Source organism: Pseudomonas sp. MEJ086 (assembly GCF_030209025.1).
GTDB lineage: Bacteria > Pseudomonadota > Gammaproteobacteria > Pseudomonadales > Pseudomonadaceae > Aquipseudomonas > Aquipseudomonas fulva_A.
In genome coordinates this window covers 18,768-35,095 of the sequence record NZ_JARVSV010000014.1, presented here as the reverse complement: position 1 = coordinate 35,095, position 16,328 = coordinate 18,768, and the positions used below count along the sequence as shown (strand labels likewise).

17 protein-coding genes are annotated in these 16,328 nt (G+C 62.7%); 13 read left to right on the top strand and 4 right to left on the bottom strand.

All coding sequences use genetic code 11. From position 1 onward, the window contains the following. The first annotated feature begins 45 nt into the window (after positions 1 to 45). The gene (rpoH, locus tag QRN22_RS10320; protein WP_042555951.1) at positions 46 to 900 is read left to right on the top strand and encodes an RNA polymerase sigma factor RpoH; all 855 of its coding nucleotides are present in this window, start codon (positions 46 to 48) and stop codon (positions 898 to 900) included. Positions 901 to 1,188: 288 nt separating this feature from the next. On the opposite strand, the gene mtgA is transcribed toward rpoH, so the two are convergent. Continuing rightward, positions 1,189 to 1,911, bottom strand: a complete 723-nt coding sequence (gene mtgA, locus QRN22_RS10315; protein WP_042555952.1) for a monofunctional biosynthetic peptidoglycan transglycosylase — start codon at positions 1,909 to 1,911, stop codon at positions 1,189 to 1,191. Positions 1,912 to 2,060: 149 nt separating this feature from the next. Between mtgA and QRN22_RS10310 the strand changes: the two genes are divergently transcribed. The 4 genes from QRN22_RS10310 (at position 2,061) to trmB (ending at position 4,359) form a co-directional block, all read left to right on the top strand. After that, the gene (locus QRN22_RS10310) at positions 2,061 to 2,432 is read left to right on the top strand and encodes a DUF423 domain-containing protein (protein WP_042555953.1); all 372 of its coding nucleotides are present in this window, start codon (positions 2,061 to 2,063) and stop codon (positions 2,430 to 2,432) included. Positions 2,433 to 2,514: 82 nt separating this feature from the next. Next, on the top strand, positions 2,515 to 2,715 hold the full coding sequence (gene thiS, locus QRN22_RS10305) for a sulfur carrier protein ThiS (RefSeq protein ID WP_042555954.1): 201 nt from the start codon (positions 2,515 to 2,517) through the stop codon (positions 2,713 to 2,715). A gap of 45 nt (positions 2,716 to 2,760) precedes the next feature. Next, positions 2,761 to 3,555, top strand: a complete 795-nt coding sequence (locus QRN22_RS10300) for a thiazole synthase (RefSeq protein ID WP_042555955.1) — start codon at positions 2,761 to 2,763, stop codon at positions 3,553 to 3,555. A gap of 132 nt (positions 3,556 to 3,687) precedes the next feature. After that, on the top strand, positions 3,688 to 4,359 hold the full coding sequence (gene trmB, locus QRN22_RS10295) for a tRNA (guanosine(46)-N7)-methyltransferase TrmB (RefSeq protein WP_218878705.1): 672 nt from the start codon (positions 3,688 to 3,690) through the stop codon (positions 4,357 to 4,359). A gap of 104 nt (positions 4,360 to 4,463) precedes the next feature. On the opposite strand, the gene QRN22_RS10290 is transcribed toward trmB, so the two are convergent. Together QRN22_RS10290 and crc are read right to left on the bottom strand one after the other, a co-directional pair. Further along, positions 4,464 to 5,348, bottom strand: coding sequence for an EamA family transporter (locus tag QRN22_RS10290; protein WP_042555957.1), 885 nt, complete (start codon positions 5,346 to 5,348; stop codon positions 4,464 to 4,466). A 153-nt stretch (positions 5,349 to 5,501) separates the two neighbouring features. Beyond that, on the bottom strand, positions 5,502 to 6,281 hold the full coding sequence (gene crc, locus QRN22_RS10285; RefSeq protein WP_042555958.1) for a catabolite repression control protein Crc: 780 nt from the start codon (positions 6,279 to 6,281) through the stop codon (positions 5,502 to 5,504). Positions 6,282 to 6,374: 93 nt separating this feature from the next. Between crc and pyrE the strand changes: the two genes are divergently transcribed. Together pyrE and QRN22_RS10275 are read left to right on the top strand one after the other, a co-directional pair. Further along, positions 6,375 to 7,016, top strand: coding sequence for an orotate phosphoribosyltransferase (gene pyrE, locus QRN22_RS10280; protein WP_042555959.1), 642 nt, complete (start codon positions 6,375 to 6,377; stop codon positions 7,014 to 7,016). 27 nt (positions 7,017 to 7,043) lie between these two features. Further along, complete coding sequence (locus QRN22_RS10275) at positions 7,044 to 7,637, top strand: hypothetical protein (protein WP_042555960.1); 594 nt, start codon at positions 7,044 to 7,046, stop codon at positions 7,635 to 7,637. A 48-nt stretch (positions 7,638 to 7,685) separates the two neighbouring features. Here QRN22_RS10275 and QRN22_RS10270 read toward each other — a convergent pair whose 3' ends face one another. Beyond that, positions 7,686 to 8,087 (bottom strand): acyl-CoA thioesterase, encoded by a 402-nt coding sequence (locus QRN22_RS10270; protein WP_042555961.1) that lies wholly within the window; start codon positions 8,085 to 8,087, stop codon positions 7,686 to 7,688. 302 nt (positions 8,088 to 8,389) lie between these two features. Here QRN22_RS10270 and QRN22_RS10265 point away from each other — a divergent pair, with 302 nt between their 5' ends. The 6 genes from QRN22_RS10265 (at position 8,390) to QRN22_RS10240 (ending at position 16,316) form a co-directional block, all read left to right on the top strand. Next, positions 8,390 to 9,358 carry a PstS family phosphate ABC transporter substrate-binding protein gene (locus tag QRN22_RS10265; protein ID WP_042555962.1) on the top strand — a complete coding sequence of 323 codons (969 nt, stop codon included), beginning with the start codon at positions 8,390 to 8,392 and terminating at the stop codon, positions 9,356 to 9,358. 167 nt (positions 9,359 to 9,525) lie between these two features. Beyond that, a complete protein-coding gene (locus QRN22_RS10260; protein ID WP_042555963.1) occupies positions 9,526 to 11,811 on the top strand; it encodes an ABC transporter permease family protein in 2,286 nt (761 codons plus the stop codon). 13 nt (positions 11,812 to 11,824) lie between these two features. After that, on the top strand, positions 11,825 to 13,501 hold the full coding sequence (gene pstA, locus QRN22_RS10255; protein WP_197077052.1) for a phosphate ABC transporter permease PstA: 1,677 nt from the start codon (positions 11,825 to 11,827) through the stop codon (positions 13,499 to 13,501). A 103-nt stretch (positions 13,502 to 13,604) separates the two neighbouring features. Further along, positions 13,605 to 14,438: a phosphate ABC transporter ATP-binding protein PstB gene (gene pstB, locus QRN22_RS10250; RefSeq protein WP_042555964.1), complete on the top strand. Its 834-nt coding sequence runs from the start codon at positions 13,605 to 13,607 to the stop codon at positions 14,436 to 14,438. Between the two features lie 103 nt (positions 14,439 to 14,541). Continuing rightward, positions 14,542 to 15,270 (top strand): phosphate signaling complex protein PhoU, encoded by a 729-nt coding sequence (phoU, locus tag QRN22_RS10245; protein WP_042555965.1) that lies wholly within the window; start codon positions 14,542 to 14,544, stop codon positions 15,268 to 15,270. Between the two features lie 143 nt (positions 15,271 to 15,413). Then, on the top strand, positions 15,414 to 16,316 hold the full coding sequence (locus QRN22_RS10240; protein ID WP_042555966.1) for a response regulator: 903 nt from the start codon (positions 15,414 to 15,416) through the stop codon (positions 16,314 to 16,316). Positions 16,317 to 16,328: the final 12 nt, after the last annotated feature.

Sequence of the window (16,328 nt, the reverse complement as noted above, 5' to 3'; positions counted from 1 at the left end):
TGCGCAGTGCTACACTGCGTACGTTACGTGAATCGGAGGATTCAAATGTCCACTTCCTTGCAACCTGTTCATGCTCTGGTTCCAGGCGCAAACCTGGAAGCATACGTGCATGCGGTCAACAGCATTCCGCTGCTGACGCCCGAGCAGGAGCGCGAACTGGCCGGCAATCTCTTCTACAGCCAGGATCTCGAGGCCGCCCGCCAGATGGTGCTGGCCCACCTGCGTTTCGTCGTGCACATCGCGCGCAGTTATTCCGGCTATGGCCTGGCTCAGGCTGACCTGATCCAGGAAGGCAACGTCGGCCTGATGAAGGCGGTCAAGCGCTTCAACCCGGAAATGGGCGTGCGCCTGGTGTCCTTTGCCGTGCACTGGATTCGTGCCGAAATCCACGAGTTCATCCTGCGCAACTGGCGCATCGTCAAGGTCGCGACCACCAAGGCTCAGCGCAAGCTGTTCTTCAACCTGCGCAGCCAGAAAAAGCGTCTGGCCTGGTTGAACAACGACGAAGTCAATGCCGTGGCCGAGAGCCTGGGCGTCGAGGCCCGTGAGGTCCGCGAGATGGAAAGCCGTCTGACCGGTCATGACATGGCGTTCGATCCGGCTGCCGATGCCGACGACGACAGTGCCTTCCAGTCGCCCGCTCAGTATCTGGAAGACCATCGCTACGACCCGGCCAAGCAGATGGAAGACGAGGACTGGAGCGATACCTCCAGTGCCAACTTGCACGAGGCCCTGGAAGCGCTCGACGAGCGCAGCCGCGATATCCTCCAGCAGCGCTGGCTGGCTGAGGAAAAGGCCACGCTGCACGAACTGGCGGCCAAGTACAACGTCTCGGCGGAGCGTATCCGCCAGTTGGAGAAGAACGCGATGAACAAGCTCAAGGGCTCCATCGCCGCCTGATTCCGGCCTGCTGAACCCAAAACGCCCCGACATCGCTCGGGGCGTTTTCGTTTGTAGGCCGTTTGCGGATTGGCGCAAAGTGGCGACAGCCCCACGCTCTCCGTTCGATCGGGTAGGGTGGGCTTCAGCCCACCATCACAACGCCCACAGGCCGAGGCGCTGAACCGCATGCGCTACCGTCGGGTTGAATGGCTTTGGTGGGCTGAAGCTCCACCCTAGGGTTCATGCTCCTGGGGGCTTCGGCGCACCCATTGCCCGCATCACGCTCATTAGGTATCCCGGTCCAGCCTACTTCTGCCACCAGCTTGGCCGTGGTGCCTGTAGCTGGTTCAGGTAGTGGCTGCCGCCGAGTTGGCGCATCTGCCGGCGAATCCAGTTGGCGCGCTGGTTGACGTAGCCGCTGGGGCGGCCTGCATCCAGCTGCCGCGGGTTGGGCAGTACGGCAGCCAGCAGGCTGGCCTGACGCGCCGAGAGGTACGACGCGCCGGTATTGAAGTGATGCTGCGCCGCCGCTTCCGCGCCGAATACGCCATCGGCCCATTCGGCGCTGTTGAGGTAGACCTCGAGAATGCGCTGCTTGGGCCACAGCAGCTCGATCAGCCCGGTGAACCACACCTCGAAACCCTTGCGCAGCCAGCTGCGGCCGGACCAGAGAAAGAGATTCTTCGCCACCTGCTGGCTCAGCGTGCTGGCACCGCGCACCGAACCACCCTGCTGGTTGTGCGATACCGCGGCCTTGATCGCGTCGACATCGAAGCCCCAGTGCTGGGCGAACTTCTGGTCTTCACTGGCGATGACGGCGATCTTCAGGTCGTCGGGCAACTGCTCCCAGGAGCGCCAGCTGCGCTGCAGGTCAATGGGCTGGCCGTCGATCCAGGATTCGATCTTGCGCTCGACCATCAGCGCCGTGCCCGGTGGCGGAATCCAGCGAAAGGCGAGCACCAGCAGGACCGAGCCGGCGATAGACCAGAACAGCAGCTTCAGCAGAACGCGGCGAATGGATCGGAGCATGCGCGGGGAGCCAGGCTTGATTGGCCGACCATTATACGGCTCCCTGCGCCGTTGCGGGCAACGCTGCGGGCGCTGCGGCAATCGGGAGCGCGCGTGGGGGCGGTCGAGGGCGTAAACTGCCTCATCCCTTGATGATCGGTGAGGACGTTATGGTTCGTCTGTGGTTGCTGCTGTCGGCCTTTGCCGGCTTTTCCGGGGTCGCTCTGGGGGCGTTCGCTGCCCATGGCCTGAAGAGCAGGCTGAGCCCCGAGTACCTGGCCGTGTTTCAGACCGGCACCCATTATCAGCTGATCCATGCCCTGGCATTGCTCGGTGTGGCGGTTCTCGCCCTGCTGGTGCCAGGCCGTCTGGTGAATCTGGCGGGTAGCTTCTTCGCCCTGGGCATCGTGCTGTTTTCCGGCAGTCTTTATCTGTTGACCCTCAGTGGTGTCAGCAAGCTGGGTATCGTCACCCCGTTCGGCGGCCTGGCTTTTCTGGCTGGCTGGGCCTGCCTGGGGCTGCTCGCCTGGCGCATGGCCTGAGACGAATGGCCGGCCAGCGCCTTGGTCATCGCCGGTGATCGGGCTAGAATGCCGGCCCTTTCTCCTGTTGTGACGTGTCGCCATGCATATCCAGTTGAACGGTGAAGCCCTCGAGCTGCCCGACGGTGCCAGTGTCGCCGACCTGATCGAGCACCTGCAGTTGGCAGGCCGCCGCGTTGCAGTCGAGCGCAACCTCGATATCGTTCCGCGCAGCCAGTACGCCAGCACCGCGCTGGCCGAGGGCGACAGCCTCGAAGTGGTACATGCCATCGGCGGCGGCTGAGCCCTGCGCCACGCCCTTCCAACTCTCCCGTGCAGAGGAATCCCCATGAGCCACGTTGTCAGCGACAAGCCCTTCACCCTGGCTGGCCGTACCTATCAGTCGCGCCTGCTGGTCGGTACCGGCAAATACAAGGATCTCGACGAGACCCGTGCCGCCATCGAGGCCTCGGGCGCGGAGATCGTTACCGTGGCGGTGCGTCGTACCAACATCGGCCAGAACCCGGGTGAGCCCAACCTGCTCGAGGTGATTTCGCCGGATCGCTACACCATCCTGCCGAACACCGCCGGTTGCTACGACGCGGTCGAAGCCGTGCGTACCTGTCGCCTGGCCCGTGAACTGCTCGATGGTCACAAACTGGTCAAGCTGGAAGTGCTGGCTGATCAGAAGACCCTGTTCCCCAACGTGATCGAAACCCTCAAGGCCGCCGACGTGCTGGTCAAGGAAGGGTTCGACGTGATGGTGTACACCAGTGACGACCCGATCATCGCCCGACAGCTGGCGGAAATGGGCTGCATCGCGGTGATGCCGCTGGCCGGTCTGATCGGCACCGGGCTGGGTATTTGCAACCCTTACAACCTGCGCATCATCCTTGAGGAGGCGACCGTTCCGGTACTGGTGGACGCCGGCGTTGGCACGGCCTCCGACGCCACCATCGCCATGGAGCTGGGCTGCGAGGCGGTGCTGATGAACAGCGCCATCGCCCATGCCCAGCAGCCGGTGCTCATGGCCCAGGCCATGAAATACGCCATCGAGGCCGGCCGCCTGGCCTACCTGGCCGGGCGCATGCCGAAGAAACTTTATGCCAGTGCGTCGTCGCCCCTGGAGGGCATGATCCGCTGAGCGCAGCCTGCCGTACAGGTATCGAACGGGGACCGGCAGTCCCCGTTCGCGGTTTTCTCTTTCCCTATTCCGTGTCCCGAGTACTCCATGAGCGATATCGAACAAACCCCAGCCGAAGAAACCCCACGGCACATGCGCGCCATCAAGAGCTTCGTGATGCGGGCCGGGCGCATGACCGAAGGCCAGCAGCGCGGCTTCGATCAGGGCCTGCCGAAGTTCGGCCTGGCGTTGAGCGATGGCCTGCAGGATTTCGACGCGGTATTCGGGCGCAAGGCGCCGCGCACCTTCGAAATCGGTTTCGGTATGGGCCACTCCACTCTGGAAATGGCCGCCGCCGCGCCTGAGCAAGACTTCATCGGCGTGGAAGTGCACCGGCCGGGTGTTGGTGCGCTGCTCAACGGGGTGATGACCCAGAACCTCAGCAACCTGCGGGTGTACAGCTGCGATGCGCTGGAAGTGTTGCGTCAGTGCGTGGCCGACGCCAGCCTCGACCGCGTGTTGTTGTTCTTCCCGGACCCCTGGCACAAGGCGCGTCACAACAAGCGCCGTATCGTTCAACCGGCGTTCGCCGAACTGGTACGTCAGAAGCTCAAGGTCGGCGGTGTGCTGCACATGGCCACTGACTGGGAACCCTATGCCGAATACATGCTGGAAGTGATGAGCGTCGCACCTGGCTATCGCAACCAGGCAGCCGATGGCCGCTGCGTGGAGCGCCCGGCCGAGCGCCCGGTGACCAAGTTCGAGCGCCGTGGTGAGCGCCTGGGGCACGGCGTGTGGGACCTGAAGTTCGAGCGCATCGACTGATCGGGCCGATCAGTCGGATCGCCTGGTCCTTGCCGTCGATACCGTTGGCGGAGGCCGCGCGGAGCTGAAGGTTCAGCTCGGTCGCTGCCCCAGCAGTGTCCCCGTCAGGCCGAAACGCCGCGCAACTGCTGCAACAGGCGTGCGCCGAACACATTGATCAGCAACCCCAGCATGACCACGGCCGCTCCAATCCATTGTGCCGTGCTCAGGCCTTCGCCCAGCAGCAGCCAGGCCGAGCTGAGGCCGACCACCGGCACCAGCAGCGAGAAGGGCGCCACCTGGCTGGCCGGGTAGCGTGACAGCAGGCGGCTCCACAGGCCGTAGCCCAGCAGGGTGGCGATGAACGCCAGGTAGGCGATGGCCAGCAGCGAGTTGAGGGAAATCGTGCGCAGCGCCGTTTCGATCTGCGCCGGGCCCTCGAGCATCAGCGACAGCGCCAGGAATGGCAGCGGTGGAATCAGGCTGCCCCATACCACCAGGCTGACCAGATTCACCTTGCCGATGCGCTTGGTGACAATATTGCCCAGCCCCCACATCGCCGCCGCGCACAGGGTCAGCACGAAGCCGGCAAGGGTGAAGCTGCGCCCGCTTTCACTGCCGATCAGCAACAGCCCTGCGGCCGCCACGACCAGTCCGATCAGGCTGCTGCGACGCACCGTTTCGCCGATGAACAGCGCAGCGAAACCCAGGGTGAAGAAGGCCTGTGCCTGCAGTACGAGCGATGCCAGGCCGGCGGGCATGCCGACGTACATCGCCGAGAACAGAAAGGCGAACTGCCCCAGGGAGATGGTCAGGCCATACGCGAGCAGCCAGCGCAGCGGCATGTCCGGGCGGCGGATGAAGAGAATCGCCGGAAACGCCGCCAGCGCGAAACGCAGGGCGCCGAGCAGCATTGGCGGTACGCCTTCGAGGCCGACCTTGATGATCACGAAGTTGACGCCCCAGGCGACGATCACCACGGCAGCCAGCAGTATGTCCTTGGGTGTCATCGGCGCGGCCTCGTGTGGTGGTATGCGGACGCGCAGGCTAGCGCGGATGGTTCACGCTGGCACGTCACAGTTGGCGGCGTTTTTCCCAATACAGAACAGCGCAAATGAAAACGCCCCGAACAGGTCGGGGCGTTTTCGTGTCAGCGGCATCGATCAGACGGTCAGCGTCCAGTCGTAGTCGACGATCAGCGGCGCATGTTGGGAGAAGCGCGGCTGACGTGGCAGGCGAGCGGTGCGAACACTGCGACGCATGCCCGGGGTGAGCAACTGGTAGTCGAAGCGATAGCCCAGGTTGAGCATCTCCGCCTGTTCGTTGTCCGGCCACCAGCTGAACTGGTCAGCCTCGCGGTTGACCTCGCGCACGGCATCGACATAACCCATGGTGCCGGTGATCTCGTCCATCCAGGCGCGCTCGGGCGCCATGAAACCGGGTGATTGCTGGCAGTCGCGCCAGTTCTTCACGTCCAGCTTCTGATGGGCGACATACAGCGAGCCGCAATAGATGTAGTCACGGCGCTTGCGGCGCTGCTTGTCCAGGTACTTGGAGAAATCGTCCATGAACTTGAATTTCTGATTCAGGTTCTCGTCACCGCCCATGCCCGAAGGCAGCAGCAGCGTGGCGATACTCACTTTGTCGAAATCTGCCTGCAGGTAGCGCCCGTAGCGATCGGCCGTTTCAAAGCCGAGTCCGCTGATTACCGCCTTGGGTTGCAACCGCGAGTAGAGTGCCACGCCACCTTGGCTTGGCACTTCTGCATCGCAGGCATAGAGGAAATAGCCATCCAGTTGGAGGGCTTGGTCGTCCAGCTCAAAGGCGGAGGCACGGGTATCCTGCAGGCAGATCACGTCGGCATTCTGTGCTTGCAGCCAACTGAGCAAACCGCGCTCGACTGCAGCATGAATACCATTCACGTTCACACTGATGATCCGCATAAATGGCCCCCAAAAACACGTGCGTGTATGATACCTGAGCTAGACGCCATTTAGTAATTCCAAGCCACATCCAGTGCCGCCTCAGGGTCATTCATGCAAACGTATCAGCGCGATTTCATTCGTTTCGCCATCGAGCGAGGCGTTCTTCGCTTCGGCCAGTTCACCCTCAAGTCGGGACGCGTCAGCCCTTACTTCTTCAATGCCGGGCTGTTCGCCAGTGGCCTCGCGCTGGCCCGCCTCGGGCGCTTCTACGCGGCCGCGGTGGTCGACAGCGGCATCCCCTTCGACGTGCTCTTCGGCCCGGCCTACAAGGGCATTCCGCTGGCCGCCAGCACAGGCGTGGCGCTCGCCGAGCACCATGACCTCGACCTGCCCTGGTGCTTCAACCGCAAGGAAGCCAAGGATCATGGCGAAGGCGGCACGTTGGTCGGCGCGCCATTGGAAGGCCGCGTGCTGATCATCGATGACGTGATCACCGCTGGTACCGCGATCCGTGAGGTGATGCAGATCATCCAGGCGCAGAACGCCCAGGCGGCCGGTGTACTGATCGCGCTGGACCGTCAGGAGCGCGGTCGTGGCGAGCTGTCGGCGATTCAGGAAGTGGAGCGCGACTTCAATATTCCGGTGGTGAGCATCGTTTCTCTGCAGCAAGTGCTGGAATATCTGGCCGATGATGCTGAACTGAAGCAATACTTGCCTGCTGTGGAGGCCTATCGGGCCGAGTACGGCATCTGAGTCTGACGAGCCGAGAGAGCGCGCTCCATGTTCAAATCGCCCATCATGCGTCGCACCCTCTGGCTTGGTCTGCTGCTGCCGCTATGGGCGAGCGCCAGCGAGATGTATCGCTACACCAATGCCCAGGGCATCACGGTGATCGACCGCCAGGGTGTGCCCAGCGAGTTCATCGGCAAGGGCTATGACGTGCTCAACGAGCAGGGGCGTGTCGTGCGTGTGGTGCCGCCAGCGCCGACGGCCGATGAAATGAAGAAGCTGTTGGCTGACCGCGAGCGGGCCAAGTCCGATACCCAGTTGCTGCGTCTATATAGCAGCCCCGAAGACGTCGACCGTGCCCGCGCCCGCAAGTTGGCCGAATTGGATGGGCTGATCGGTGTGGCCAATGGCAACCTGCAATCGGTTCGCTTGCAGCAGGCCAACCTGCAGAAGCAGGCGGCGGATCAGGAGCGGGCAGGGCGTCAGGTGCCGGAGCAACTGCTTGCCCAGATCAACGGTCAGCGTGATGAGCAGGTTCGTCTGAAGAAGGACATCGAGCGTCACCAGGCGGCGCGCAAGCAGGCGGAAAGCAGCTTCGCAGCGGATCGCGCGCGGGTCAGCGAGCTGATCGGGCAGGGCCGCTAAGGACTGAAGAAGCGGTCATGCAGTGGGCTTACACGCGGTCGGTTGCACTCAGCGGCGCGGTGGCACCGAGCGGGTGCGGCCACTGCCGTCGATGGCGACGAACACGAATACCGCTTCGGTGACCTTGCGCCATTCGCTGGAAAGCGGGTCATCGCTCCACACTTCCACCAGCATCTGGATCGAGCTGCGGCCGATCTCCAGTGCCTGGGTATAGAAGGACAACTGCGCACCCACCGCCACCGGAACCAGAAAGGCCATGCGATCGATGGCCACGGTTGCCACGCGGCCGGCAGCGACCTTGCTCGCCATGGCCGTGCCGGCCAGGTCCATCTGCGAAACCAGCCAGCCACCATAAATGTCACCGAAACCATTGGTCTCGCGTGGCAGAGCGGTGATCTGCAGTGCCAGATCGCCCTGAGGTATCGGGTCTTCCTGTTCGAAGTCTTTCATCTGTTCACGGCTCGCGGCGCTGTGGTGGGCCCGTTGATGGGGCCGGGAAAGTATACCGACTGGGTGGTCGCCCCGCGACCTTAGCGCGTTGCGCCCGCCCATGCACCCGTATTCGCATCGCCGACGTCCCTCCTGCGCCGTCATCCAACTGTCATATTGGTTACATAGAGTGGTCACATGGGCTGACGATACTGAGCCCCGTTCCAACCAACACGACCCCAATCGTGAGAAGGCGGTAAATCGGGCGCTACGACCACGGCACGCCGGCCTTCCAATGATTACCACTCTGCTAGGAGCAAGGCATGAAACTGAAGCGTTTGATGGCGGCCATGACATTTGTTGCAGCTGGCGTCGCCACTGCCCATGCGGTTGCCGCTGTCGATCCGGCTCTGCCGACCTATGAGAAGACTTCGGGCGTATCGGGCAACCTGTCCAGCGTTGGCTCCGATTCCCTGGCCAACCTGATGACCCTGTGGGCTGAGAACTACAAGCAGTCCTACCCGAACGTGAACATCCAGATCCAGGCCGCCGGTTCCTCCACCGCGCCACCTGCGCTGACCGAAGGCACTGCCAACCTCGGCCCGATGTCGCGCGCCATGAAGGACAGCGAAATCCAGGCTTTCGAACAGAAGTACGGCTACAAGCCGACTGCCGTTCCAGTCGCCATCGATGCCCTGGCCGTGTTCGTCCACAAGGACAACCCGATCAAGCAACTGACCATGCAACAGGTCGATGCGATCTTCTCCAGCACCCGTCTGTGCGGCGAGCCCAAGGAACTGAAAACCTGGGGCGAGCTGGGTCTGAGCGGTGAGTGGGCTACCAAGCCGATCCAGCTGTTCGGTCGTAACTCGGTATCCGGCACCTACGGCTACTTCAAGGAAGAAGCCCTGTGCAAAGGCGACTTCAAGTCCAACGTCAACGAGCAGCCAGGTTCGGCTTCCGTGGTGCAGTCTATCTCCAGCACCGTCAACGCCATCGGTTACTCGGGCATTGGCTACCGTACCGCCAGCGTCCGTGCCGTTCCCCTGGTGAACAAGAAGGGAGAAGTCGAGGAAGCCAACGAGAACAACGCGCTGTCGGGCAAGTACCCGCTGGCTCGCTTCTTCTACATCTACGTGAACAAGGCGCCTAACAAGCCGCTGAGCCCGCTGGATGCAGAGTTCCTCAAGCTGATCCTGTCCAAGCAGGGCCAGGACGTCGTGGTCAAGGATGGCTACATCCCGCTGCCGCTCAAGGTCATCGAGAAGACCCGCAAGGAGCTGGGGCTGTAAGCCTCTAGCAACCTGCAATTCGCGAAGCCCGCCTCTCTCCGAGAGGCGGGCTTCGCCACGTCACCGTGCTGTAACTTTTCTGTCACACGAACGCGCTAGATTGGCCGGGCTCGTGAAACGGACTGAAAATACGGCGCGCTCATGGCCGCGCAGAGACGCTCTCCACTATGAATGACTTGGCAAGTGAACCCATGACCGCCTCTCCAAATTCCCTCGGGCTGGACTTCAATACTCCGGCTCTGCAACGCAAGCGCCGCATACGCGCCTTCAAGGACCGCCTGGCCCGCTGGTGCGTGTCGATCGGTGGCCTGGCGGTGCTTGGCGCCATCACCCTGATCTTCTTCTACCTCGCCTATGTCGTGCTGCCGATGTTCCAGGGCGCCGACATCGAGAAACGTGACGCCATACAGCCAGCCTGGTTGGCCGATGCCGGTGAGCCGCTGCTGATGGCGCTCGAAGAACAGAATCAGGTCGGTATGCGCCTGTCTGGCGACGGCAAGATCCAGTTCTTCGATGCCAAGAGCATGGCCGCACTGACCAGCATCGACCTGCCCCTGCCTGCCGGCAGCCAGGTGGTCTCCGTCGGTGAAGATCAGCCGGGCAGCCACCGTGTTGCCCTTGGCCTGTCCAATGGCCAGGCGCTGGTGTTCGAGCACGCCTACCGCATTTCCTACCCGAACGACGTGAAGACCATCACCCCGTCCATCGTCTACCCGTTCGGCGAGGCGCCGCTGACCATCGACCCCGAAGGTCGCCCGCTTGAGCACATGGGCATCAGCGTGAACAGCGGTACGCTGCTGATCGCCGGTTCGGTGGGGAGCGAGCTGCAGGTGCTGAGCCTGAGCCGCGACGAGAACATGATGACCGGTGAGGTCGAGGTCAGCGAAGAGCGCCTGTCGCTGCCGCAGATCGCCGAGCCGATCAAGGAACTGACCATCGACCCACGTCAGCACTGGCTGTTCGTGATCAACGGTCGCGCCACTGCCGATGTATTCGATCTGCGCAGCAAGGCTCTCAACGGTCGCTACAAACTGTTCAACGATGGCAACCGCGAAATCACCTACGCGACCTCCCTGCTGGGTGGCATCTCGCTGTTGACCGGTGATAGCACTGGCGGCATCCAGCAATGGTTCATGGTGCGTGACGAAGATGGCAATTCTTCGCTCAAGCCGGTTCGTGAGTTCAAGCTCGCCGACAGCCCGGTCACCCAGATCATCTCCGAAGAGCGTCGCAAGGGCTTCATCGCCCTGGACGACAAGGGCAACCTGGGTATTTTCCACAGTACCGCGCACCGCACCCTGCTGGTCGAGCCGGTCGCCGAAGGTCACAACATCGCCGCGCTGTCGCCGCGCGCCAACCGGGCTCTGGTCGAAGCCAATGGCAAGATCGAGCGCATCCTGATCGATAACCCGCACCCGGAGATTTCCTGGAGCTCGCTGTGGGGCAAGGTCTGGTACGAGAACTACGACAAGCCTGCTTACGTCTGGCAGTCCACGTCGGCCAACACCGACGCCGAGCCGAAACTGAGCCTGGCACCCCTGGCGTTCGGTACTCTCAAGGCCGCGTTCTACGCCATGTTGCTGGCCGCTCCGCTGGCCATCGCCGCGGCGATCTACACCGCGTACTTCATGGCGCCGGCCATGCGCGGCAAGGTCAAGCCGGTCATCGAATTGATGGAAGCGCTGCCGACCGTGATCCTCGGCTTCTTCGCCGGTCTGTTCCTCGCTCCTTATGTGGAGGGACACCTGCCCGGCATCTTCAGCCTGCTGATATTCACGCCGATCGGCATCCTGCTGGCGGGCTTCCTGTGGAGCCGCCTGCCTGAGTCCGTGCGCCTGCGCGTGCCGGATGGCTGGGAAGCGGCGCTGCTGATCCCGGTGATTCTGCTGGTCGGCATCGTCTCGCTGAGCATGAGCGGCTACCTGGAGAACTGGCTGTTCGATGGCAACATGCGTGCCTGGCTGAGCGACGACCTGGGCATACCCTTCGATCAGCGCAACGCGCTGGTGGTCGGTCTGGCCATGGGCTTCGCGGTGATCCCGAACATCTACTCGATCGCCGAAGACGCCGTGTTCAGCGTGCCGAAGAGCCTGACGTTCGGTTCCCTGGCCCTGGGTGCCACGCCCTGGCAGACCCTGACCCGCGTGGTGATCCTGACCGCCAGCCCGGGCATCTTCTCGGCGGTGATGATCGGCATGGGCCGTGCCGTCGGTGAGACCATGATCGTGCTGATGGCCACCGGCAACACGCCGATCATGGACATGAACATCTTCGAAGGCCTGCGCACCCTGGCAGCCAACGTGGCGGTGGAAATGCCCGAGTCGGAAGTCGGCGGTACCCATTACCGGGTGCTGTTCCTCTCCGCCCTGGTGCTGCTGTCGTTCACTTTCGTCATGAACACGTTGGCCGAGCTGGTGCGTCAGCGCCTGCGCGTCAAGTACGCTTCGCTCTGAGGACTGCAAGACTATGTCCGTGAAACAGCACAACATGAAATCCTGGTTCAAGAGCGGTTCGCCCTGGATCTGGATGAACGCCGGTGCGGTATCCATCGCCATCATCATGACCCTGGGTCTGCTGGCCGTGATCGCTACCCGTGGCCTGGCCCACTTCTGGCCGTCCGACATCATCGAGGCCACCTACCAGATCCCTGGTCAGGAAGCCAAGATCATGGCGGGCGAGGTGGTGCAGAAGGAAGAGATTCCCCGTGCCCGCCTGGCCTCCGCCGGGTTGCCGGTAAATGTCGACGGCGGCGAGTTCATGACCCGCGAGCTGCTCAAGGTCGGTAACCGTGATCTGTACGGCGCCGACTTCTCCTGGGTGGTCGGCGAATGGCTCGGTGAGCAGCGCAGGCCTGAAACCCTGAGCGCTTTCGAGCGCCGCGAGTGGGGCAACTTCTACGGCTACCTGATCAACGTCAAGGAAGACGGCAAGCTGATTGCCGAAGGCGACGCTGCCTGGGCGGAGCTGCAGAAACGCATCGCCCGCGTCGACGGTCTGCACAGCCAGATCGTGCAACTCGAGAAGCGTGACATCGGCCGTATCAACGCCGGTCTCGAGCGCGTACGTCTGGAGACCCGCAAGCTCGAACTCAGCGGTGAGCTGACCGAGGCCGCTCAGGCTGACCTCGCTGCCGAACGCGCCCGCTGGGATGCCGAATACAAGGTGCTCGAGGCCGAGCTGAATGCGCGCCACCAGCAGTTCAATCGCGACAGCATGACCGTGCGTTCCGCCGATGGCCGCGAGCTGGAAATCAGCCTCGGCAAAGTGGTCCGCGCGTTTCGCCCGAACGCCATGTCGAACCTCGACAAGCTGAGCTTCTACGGCAGCAAGCTGTGGGAGTTCGTCAGCGACGATCCGCGTGAGGCGAATACCGAGGGCGGCATCTTCCCGGCAATCTTCGGCACCATCATGATGACCCTGATCATGGCGGTCATCGTCACCCCGTTCGGTGTGATCGCCGCGATCTATCTGCGTGAATACGCCAAGCAGGGGCCGCTGACCCGGGTCATCCGGATCGCGGTGAACAACCTGGCCGGTGTCCCGGCAATCGTCTACGGCGTGTTCGGTCTGGGCTTCTTCGTCTACGTGCTCGGCGGTTCGATCGACCGGCTGTTCTTCCCCGAGGCCGCTCCGGCACCGACCTTCGGTACGCCTGGCCTGTTGTGGGCCTCGCTGACCCTGGCACTGCTCGCCGTGCCGGTGGTGATCGTCGCCACCGAAGAAGGCCTGGCGCGGATTCCGCGGGCACTGCGCGAAGGTTCTCTGGCGCTGGGTGCCACCAAGGTCGAAACGCTATGGCGCGTGGTGCTGCCAATGGCCAGCCCGGCGATGATGACCGGTCTGATCCTCGCCGTGGCCCGCGCTGCGGGTGAGGTGGCGCCACTGATGCTGGTTGGTGTGGTCAAGCTGGCCCCGAGCCTGCCGGTGGATGGCAACTACCCTTACCTGCACCTCGACCAGAAGATCATGCACCTGGGCTTCCATATCTATGACGTGGGCTTCCAGAGCCCCAACGTCGAAGCGGCGCGACCGCTGGTTTACGCCACCGCACTGCTGCTGGTAATGGTAATCGCGATTCTCAACCTGACGGCCGTCTACCTGCGCAACCGCCTGCGCGAGAAGTACAAGGCCCTGGACCACTAAATCCGAGCCGCAAGCCCCAAGCCGCAAGCTTCAAGCAGAAGCGCGGCGAACGGGCTTGCAGCTTGCAGCTTGCAGCTTGGCGCTGCGAACGGAGTGAGCACTTATGCAACACGAAACCGCTTCCCACGGCATCGACATCTCGGCCCTTGGCCGCGACAAGCAGAGCCTGAACCTGGCCAACGAAACCGTGGCCATCGAAGTACCCGGCCTGAACCTGTTCTACGGCGACAAGCAGGCCCTGTACGACGTCAAGATGAACATCCCCAAGCAACGCGTGACCGCCTTCATCGGCCCGTCCGGTTGCGGCAAGTCGACCCTGTTGCGTACCTTCAACCGGATGAACGATCTGGTCGACGGTTGCCGCGTGGAAGGCGAGATCAACATCGATGGTCGCGACATCTACCGCAAGGGTGAAGACGTCGCCGAACTGCGCCGCCGTGTCGGCATGGTGTTCCAGAAGCCCAACCCGTTCCCCAAGAGCATCTACGAGAACGTGGTCTACGGCCTGCGCATCCAGGGCATCAACCAGAAGCGTGTGCTCGACGAGGCCGTGGAATGGGGCCTGAAGAGCGCGGCGCTGTGGGATGAGGTCAAGGATCGCCTGCATGATTCGGCCCTTGGTCTGTCCGGTGGTCAGCAGCAGCGTCTGGTGATCGCCCGTACCGTGGCAGTGCAGCCGGAAGTCCTGCTGCTCGATGAGCCGTGCTCGGCCCTCGACCCGATCTCCACCCTGAAGGTCGAAGAGCTGATCTACGAACTGAAGTCCAAGTACACCATCGTCATCGTTACACACAACATGCAGCAGGCTGCGCGGGTTTCCGATTACACGGCGTTCATGTACATGGGTAAGCTGATCGAATTCGGCGATACCGATGCACTGTTCACCAACCCGGCCAAAAAGCAGACCGAAGACTACATCACCGGTCGTTACGGCTGACAGTCGCTAGGGCCGCGAGTGTTACGCGGCCATCCTGGGTGATTCGCAGACAATGACTTGTAGCTTGAAGCTCGGAGCTTGAAGCCTTCGCGGAGCGAAACAGATGATCAACAAAGACAGCCTGACCCATCATATTTCCCAGCAGTTCAACGCCGAGCTGGAGGAGGTCCGCAGCCACCTCCTGGCCATGGGCGGTCTGGTCGAGAAGCAGGTCAACGACGCCGTCACTTCTCTGATCGAGGCCGACTCCGGCCTGGCCCAGCAGGTGCGCGAGATCGACGACCAGATCAACCAGATGGAGCGCAACATCGACGAGGAGTGCGTACGCATTCTCGCCCGTCGCCAGCCGGCGGCCTCGGACCTGCGTCTGATCATCAGCATTTCCAAGTCGGTGATCGATCTGGAGCGTATCGGTGACGAGGCGACCAAGATCGCCAAGCGCGCGATCCTGCTGACCGAGGAAGGCGAGTCGCCGCGCGGCTACGTCGAGGTTCGCCACATTGGCGATCAGGTTCGCAAGATGGTGCAGGAAGCACTGGACGCCTTCGCCCGTTTCGACGCTGACCTGGCGCTTTCCGTGGCGCAGTACGACAAGACCGTCGACCGTGAGTACAAGACCGCACTGCGTGAGCTGGTCACCTACATGATGGAAGACCCGCGTTCGATCTCCCGCGTGCTCAACGTGATCTGGGCCCTGCGCTCGCTGGAGCGCATCGGCGATCACGCCCGCAACATCGCCGAGCTGGTCATCTATCTGGTACGCGGCACCGACGTCAAACACATCGGCCTGACTCGCATGCAGGAAGAAGTGCAGGGCGGCGCCAAGGAGTGATCCTGGTTGCTCTGGCACCCTGAGCGCGCGTGAATGCCCGGCACCGGTCGGTTGCCTTCACGCGTTCCCGCAGGGTTACGCTTTAGTATTGGCCTTAGGCCAGTGCGGGCGTCTATGCTAATGGCCATTCGAGGGAGTGGTCGATGAGCAAAGTCAGTGTATTGGTGGTGGACGATGCCACCTTTATCCGCGATCTGGTGAAGAAGGGGCTGCGCGACCATCTTCCCGGTATCCAGATCGAGGAGGCGGTCAACGGGCGCAAGGCCCAGCAGGTGCTCGGCCGCAACCCGATCGACCTGATCCTCTGCGATTGGGAAATGCCCGAGATGTCGGGTCTCGAGCTGCTGCAATGGTGCCGTGAGCAGGAAACGCTCAAGGGCGTGCCGTTCATCATGGTCACCAGCCGTGGCGACAAGGAAAACGTCGTGCAGGCCATTCAGGCTGGCGTTTCCGATTTCATCGGCAAGCCGTTCTCCAACGAGCAACTGATCACCAAGGTCAAGAAAGCCCTGCAGCGCAGCGGCAAGCTGGCCGCACTGATGTCGGCCGCGCCGCCGAAAATGCTCAGCACCGGGGCTTTCGCCAATGATTCGCTGGCCGCGCTGACCGCCGGCAAAGCGGAAACCGTCCGTCCGGCCGCTGCGCCTCAGCCAGCGGCGGCGTTCAGTGCCAGCCCGGCTCCTGCCAAAGCCGCTTCAAGCACGCCCATGGGCCGCAGCCAGGGCCAACTGCGCCTGCCGGGCGGCACCATGGCTTGCGTCGTCAAGGCACTGAGCCTCAAGGAAGCATTGTTGGTGGTCAAACGTGGCGAGCTGATTCCACAAGTGCTGGAAAGCGTGGTGCTCGATCTGGAGCAGGGCGAGTCGTCCGAAGTGGCGCGCCTCAACGGCTATCTGCACAGTGTCGCCGCCTTCGAGCCGAAGCCTGACAGCGAGTGGCTGCAGGTGGTGTTGCGCTTCGTGGACCGTGATCCACAAAAGCTGGATTACCTGTCCCGGCTGATCGCCCGTGGCACCACTCAGAAGCACTTCACCCCAGGCGGCTGAGCCGCACCAGCA